Consider the following 5530-nt stretch of genomic DNA (forward strand, 5'->3'; position numbering starts at 1 on the left):
CGGTCCCTCGATCCACGCCTTCCGTGACGTCAATCGGGTCATCGCCGGGCTGGCCGACACGGCCGGAGCCCGGCTGTACGTGGTCGGCGGCTTCTCCTCCCTACGGCCGGCACCCGGCGCGGACCGCTTCGTCACCGACCTCAGCAACGTCCCTGCCGAGATTCGCGATGAGGTTCGCGCCGGCGCCGCGCTGATCACCGAGGATCTGCCGGCGACACCCGCGAGCCTGGACTGGGTCTTCGTGAGCCCGGCCCTGCGATTCGGCGCCCACGCGCCCAGCGAGTCGCTGGGCCGCTACGAACTGGGCGACGACGTCGCCGTCGAGCCGGACACCGGAGGCATGATCTCGGCCGCCGACTACGCCCTGGGGCTCGTCGACCTCATCGACAAGGACGCCCATCACAGGGCGCACGTGAACCTCGGAAATCCGGCCTGACGAATTAAACCCGCCGACGAACACGTCGGCTGAGACTGCGGTCCATGCGAAAGTACGGGTATGACAACATTCGTCATCGATGCACAGGTGGCCATCGACCTCGCCACAGGCGGAGCGACCATTCCACCGGAGCACAGCCTGGCGGCTCCCACCCTGCTGCGCTCGCAGGCGCTCGCCCTCGTGTACGAATCGGTGCACCGCGGCGAGATCGATGAACGGACCGGCCGGAAGGTTCTCGACGACATCCGCGGGCTGCGGATCCGACTCCTCGGCGACCGATCACTGCAGGACCACGCATGGCGAATAGCCGCCCAGCTGAACTGGCCGGACACCTACCAGGCCGAGTACATCGCACTGACCCAGCTGCAGGCGGACGCGCTGGCCACCGCGGACAGGAAACTCGCCGCCGCGGCGCGCGCATTCGTCAAAACCGTGTCCCCGCGCGACATCCTGCGGCCGTAGCCCCTTGGACTGCGAGCAACTGGCTACGTGGCAACGCCTAGCTGGTACGCGCGCAGACCGATGACCTTCTCGGCGAGTTCAAGTCGTCATCAAGACGGCACGTGATACCTAGCGGAACGTCGGCTGAACGTGCCTCATTGGGCAAGGGAGCGACCATGTCAGAGAGTGAACCGGATGCCGTGCTGGGGCCGTTCTCGTCTTCTGGCGCGCAAGCGACGCCGTGGGCGTCTGCGTTGGCCATCCTCGGTGTGGCAGAAGTGCGCAATCCCCGCTGTGTGCTGACGACGGGCACGAATGCTTTGAGCGGTGTGGACGTCGTCATCGAGGGTGTTGCGTCCGTGGTCGATGAGCGCTCCGAGCGCGAACCGACCGTCGGATTCGCCTTCGGCAAGCTACCGACGTCCAGCCAGACTCGCTACACGTGGCCGAACCGGTGACGATGATGCCGTCATTGCAGCACCAGATCCAAAGCGTCCTCGACGAACTCGTTGACACCGGAGCCGAAGTCGGCTTGCAGGTTGCCGTCTACCACCACGGCGCCCTCGTGGTCGACGCCGTCGCAGGCGTTGCCGACAGCCAGACTGGGCGCACGGTGACCCCGCAGACCCCGTTCTTCAGCTTCTCTGCCGGCAAGGTCATGACGTCCCTGATCGCTCACCTGCTCGTCAGGATCAGCGCCGTCGGATACGACGCACCTGTGGTCAGCCTGTGGCCGGAGTTCGGTACCCACGGCAAGGCGACTGCGACACTTCGACACGTGCTCACACACTCGGTCGGCGTGCCGGCGATGCCTGGGGGCATCGGCCCTACCGGATTGACTGACTGGTCGCGGGTTTGCGCCGCGATCGCCGACGCCGAACCGCGGTGGCGACCCGGGACCGAGACGGGGTACCACTCGTTCACCTTCGGCTTCCTTGTCGGCGAAATCGCACGCCGGGCGACGGGCAAACCGATGCGGCAACTCTTGCACGAGTGGATCGCCGAGCCCCTTGGAATCGACGGAGGCCTGTACTTCGGTGTGCCCCAAGATGATTTGACCCGGCTGGCACGACTCGAAGACGCCGCACCGGGCCCGGTTGCCCCACCTGACGACAACGCCATTCTTGCGCCATGGGAACTGCAACCGACCGCGGCCATCGGCAACAGCCACGAGATCCTGCAAGCGGACATTCCGTCGGTCGGCACCTTCACCGCGCGGGGAATCGCTGCCATGAACGCCGCGGTGCTCGACGGTCGGCTCATCGATTCACACCAGCTCGCGGAGTTGACGGCGGTGGCCTTCGAGGGCACCGACCAGGTCTTCGGCACCCATGCGCGGCTGGCCCTTGGCTATCCGCTGGGCCGCATCGGCACTCGGCCGGAGGAGACACCGACCACGTTCGGATGGGTCGGTGGCGGCGGCAGCTACGTCTATGCCGACACCGCCACCGGAACCTCCTTCGCCATGACCAAGACCCTTGTGACCTCCCACTTCAACACCGCACAGCGACTCGCGGACCTGACCGCAGCCGAGATCAACTCATGATGTTGGTGGAGACGTGAACACCGCTGACGCCGAGAAGCTCAGTCGTTCTGCTTCGATGCGCACTAGCGCCCGTGTGAACGGCTCCGCCAGTTCCTGAGGCCCTTCGCATCGCGGCCTGAGGAGGGTGCCGACCTACACCCGCTCCTGCGCCAGCCCGGCGAGGTGCTTGAGCGAGTTGTCCAGGTGCTGCCGGTCGAATGGTGGGAAGCCGATGTGTTCACGAATGGCAGGCGGCACCGCCGACCAGTCATACGTCAGGGTGACCTCCGTCCGGTCGTCGCCGACCGGCTCGAGGTCGTAGCGCCAGATCCAGCCACCGAAGTCGAGGGTGGCGTCGTCAGCGCCCTGGCCCGGCAGCCACGCAATCGCATGCGGGGGCTGAAAGACCTCGACCCGGTTGGCCATCTCATAGTGCATGCCCCCGTAGTTGTCGTGGTACATCGCCATTCGGAAAACCTGGCCGACTTCGGTCAGCCGCTTGCCGTCGAGCGACTCCCGCACCCAACCGGTGCCGTCGATCGCCTGATGGGTGGTCGGGTCGGCCAGTACCTCGAACACGGTTTCGGCCGGTGCGTTGATGGTGCACGCGATTCTCATGGTTTCGTCAGTCATGCCCATACCGACCGACGACGGCTCAGAAACTCATCGGAACCGCGCTCGATGTGTCATGGCTTTGGCGTTCTATTCTGCCGTCGGCTCAAGGCCCAACATCGCGGGGTGAAGGAGGCCCGTCAACGTACGCGATACCAGCCGGTAGCCCTTTGCCTCACCGATGTTCGTCGTCGCGTCGCCAAGACGCCGCGTGCTGGCCGACATGGTTCCTACCGATCAACGACCGTTGATTCCCGCCGCACCCTCTTGCGCGCCTCGTTGACGGGCGCGTTGCCCCTCCCGTGCCCAGGGTTTCCAGCATTTCGATGAGGTGACCATCGACTCGGCCTCGCGGGCTTTGACGGTCAACTTGTGCGATGCGTCTGGAAACTCGTTGTACACCAAGGAGTTATTGCCCGCATAGCAGGACCGAGGACCACTCGACGGACACTGACGGTGCCATGGGTAGTCCTCGTCTTGTCAAGATGCCAACGAGTTCTTGTATATCTTGCCGTCCTTCATGATGATCTTGAAGTTGCTTCCGGGGTCGGCAACCAACTGCAGATTGCTCAATGGATCGCCGTCGACAAGCAGCAGATCGGCCAGCGCACCCTGCTCCACCACCCCCAACTTGCCGGTGTACGGGCTGCGCTTGCCCGACATCGCCAGCAGGTCGGCGTTGGTGCCGGTCGCCATCGTCAGGACTTCGGCCGGTGAGAACCATTTGCCGAGTCCTGCGAGCAGTGCGCCCTGTTTGGGCGCCAGTTGGGGGGAGAACAGGATGTCGGTGCCGAAGGCCGTCTTGAGGTGGTACTTACGTGCCAGTTTGTACACGTTGTCGACGCCGGCGACGATCTCCTTGGCCTTGTCGGCCTCTTCCGAGCCGGGCGGGAACGCCCCGATCATCTCCGGCGGAATCGGCTGGGTGCTCAACCAAATGCCCTTGTCGGCCATCTGTTTGGCGGTGGCGTCGTCCATCAGATGACCGTGCTCGATGCACGTGACTCCGGCGGCGATCGCCTGCTGGATGGTGGCAGGTGTATAGGCGTGGACGGTGACGTAGGTACCCCAGTTCGTGGCGGCTTCCACGGCCGCCCGCAGTTCGGGTTCGGTGAACGTGATGACGTCGAGCGGACTGTTCGGCGAGGAGACCCCGCCGCCGGCGGTCAACTTGATCTGTGATGCCCCTTGAAACAGCTGTTCACGGGTGCGCAACCGCACCTCGTCGGGACTGTCGGCAACCGCACTCGCGCCGACCATCTCCTGATGCGACAGCGAACCGGGGTTGCGCGGAAGATCGGCGGGGGTCCGGAAGTCGCCGTGGCCGCTGGTCACCGTGATCATGGCACCCGACGGAAAGATCCGAGGCCCGTCGATCACGCCCGCGTCGATGGCGCGCTTGAGGTCGAAGCTGGGCCCGCCCAGGTCACGCACCGTGGTGAAACCACGCATCAGCGTGTCATGCGCCTCGGCGCCGGCCACCAGGTTGACGTAGCCCACACCCGATGCCATCGCCTGAGCCGGCGAGGGCCGCACGAACATGGTGTGCCAGTGGTCGTCGATGAGTCCGGGCATGAGGGTGCGGCCGCCGCCATCGATCACGGTGGTGTCGCTTCCCGATTCGGTAGGCAGCGCCTCGGTCGAAATCTTCTCGATCCGGTTGCCCTTCACCAGCACGTTCGATGGTGCCGACAGCTTGTCGCCGTGCCCGTCGAAGATCCGGACGTTGCGGAACTCCACCGCCGCGGGCGTCGCCTGGCCGGGTACCGGAGGGGGTGCGGCCGGGGCCGGACCCGGAGGTGGGGGCGCGCTACTCGGCGCGGGTTGGCCGCCGCCGGCCGAACACCCGACAGTCGCCAGAACGATTGACAGCGCGGTGATAAGGCTCAGAGGCCGCATCGGTGTCCCCTCTTCGTGGATGCGAAAGTTACAGCAGGTCTAGCAGAATCGGCAGTACCTGTAGTGCATACCAGGTCGGTTGGGCCTAGTTCCCGCGCGTTGGACACGCGTAATCCCGGGATGTTCCTGGGGGAAGCGAGATAAGAGTGGCCGCGTCTACCTCGTTGACTCGGTGCCTCGGCTGCATCTTGAGGTTCAGACTGTCGATGAGATGCTGCACGGTTGGCGCTACCAGCAACTCTGCCGCAACCTCGACCACGACACGATCGATCGGCGCAATCCAGAGTCTGTCGCGACGAGCTACCTTCTCGGCTCGTACCGCACCGCCACAGCCCCGGAACCGAACTCGAGTTGGCCCATGAGCTTCAAGTCGACATGCTTCGATAGCCCCGCAAACAGCGTCGGCCCATGGCCCACCAGCCTGGGCTGCACGACGAACTCGTACTCATCGATCAACCCCAACTACGCCAACGCCATTGGAAGCTTCACGCCTCCCACGAACAGTCCACTCCCCGACGCCTGCTCGAGCTGTTGAACGGCCTCCCCCAGATCGCCGGGCAGGAGCTCCGCGTTCCAATCCACCGGTCCAGGGTGCTCGACACGACGTACTTCTTTGC

At 65.0% G+C, this 5530-nt stretch carries 8 protein-coding genes; 5 read left to right on the forward strand and 3 right to left on the reverse strand.

From position 1 onward, the window contains the following. The 4 genes from ACRDUX_RS09735 to ACRDUX_RS09750 all read left to right on the forward strand — a co-directional run. The coding region (locus ACRDUX_RS09735) for an NAD(P)-dependent oxidoreductase (protein ID WP_526413327.1) at window positions 1-436 on the forward strand (436 nt) is incomplete at its 5' end. A gap of 60 nt (window positions 437-496) precedes the next feature. Next, window positions 497-898: a type II toxin-antitoxin system VapC family toxin gene (locus tag ACRDUX_RS09740; protein WP_526413329.1), complete on the forward strand. Its 402-nt coding sequence runs from the start codon at window positions 497-499 to the stop codon at window positions 896-898. A 155-nt stretch (window positions 899-1053) separates the two neighbouring features. Then, window positions 1054-1335, forward strand: a complete 282-nt coding sequence (locus ACRDUX_RS09745) for a hypothetical protein (RefSeq protein ID WP_526413331.1) — start codon at window positions 1054-1056, stop codon at window positions 1333-1335. After that, window positions 1320-2423, forward strand: a complete 1104-nt coding sequence (locus tag ACRDUX_RS09750; protein ID WP_526413332.1) for a serine hydrolase domain-containing protein — start codon at window positions 1320-1322, stop codon at window positions 2421-2423. The genes ACRDUX_RS09745 and ACRDUX_RS09750 overlap by 16 nt, the downstream gene beginning before the upstream one ends. A gap of 132 nt (window positions 2424-2555) precedes the next feature. Here ACRDUX_RS09750 and ACRDUX_RS09755 read toward each other — a convergent pair whose 3' ends face one another. The 3 genes from ACRDUX_RS09755 to ACRDUX_RS09765 all read right to left on the reverse strand — a co-directional run bounded on the left by ACRDUX_RS09755 (window position 2556) and on the right by ACRDUX_RS09765 (window position 4913). Continuing rightward, window positions 2556-3035 (reverse strand): SRPBCC family protein, encoded by a 480-nt coding sequence (locus ACRDUX_RS09755; protein ID WP_526413334.1) that lies wholly within the window; start codon window positions 3033-3035, stop codon window positions 2556-2558. A 69-nt stretch (window positions 3036-3104) separates the two neighbouring features. Beyond that, a complete protein-coding gene (locus ACRDUX_RS09760) occupies window positions 3105-3239 on the reverse strand; it encodes a hypothetical protein (protein WP_526413336.1) in 135 nt (44 codons plus the stop codon). A gap of 255 nt (window positions 3240-3494) precedes the next feature. Further along, the gene (locus tag ACRDUX_RS09765; protein ID WP_526413338.1) at window positions 3495-4913 is read right to left on the reverse strand and encodes a metal-dependent hydrolase family protein; all 1419 of its coding nucleotides are present in this window, start codon (window positions 4911-4913) and stop codon (window positions 3495-3497) included. Window positions 4914-5321: 408 nt separating this feature from the next. Between ACRDUX_RS09765 and ACRDUX_RS09770 the strand changes: the two genes are divergently transcribed. Then, the coding region (locus tag ACRDUX_RS09770) for a hypothetical protein (RefSeq protein ID WP_526413339.1) at window positions 5322-5530 on the forward strand (209 nt) is incomplete at its 3' end.

The organism is Mycobacterium sp. (assembly GCF_050701675.1).
In the GTDB taxonomy this organism is placed as follows: Bacteria; Actinomycetota; Actinomycetes; order Mycobacteriales; family Mycobacteriaceae; genus Mycobacterium.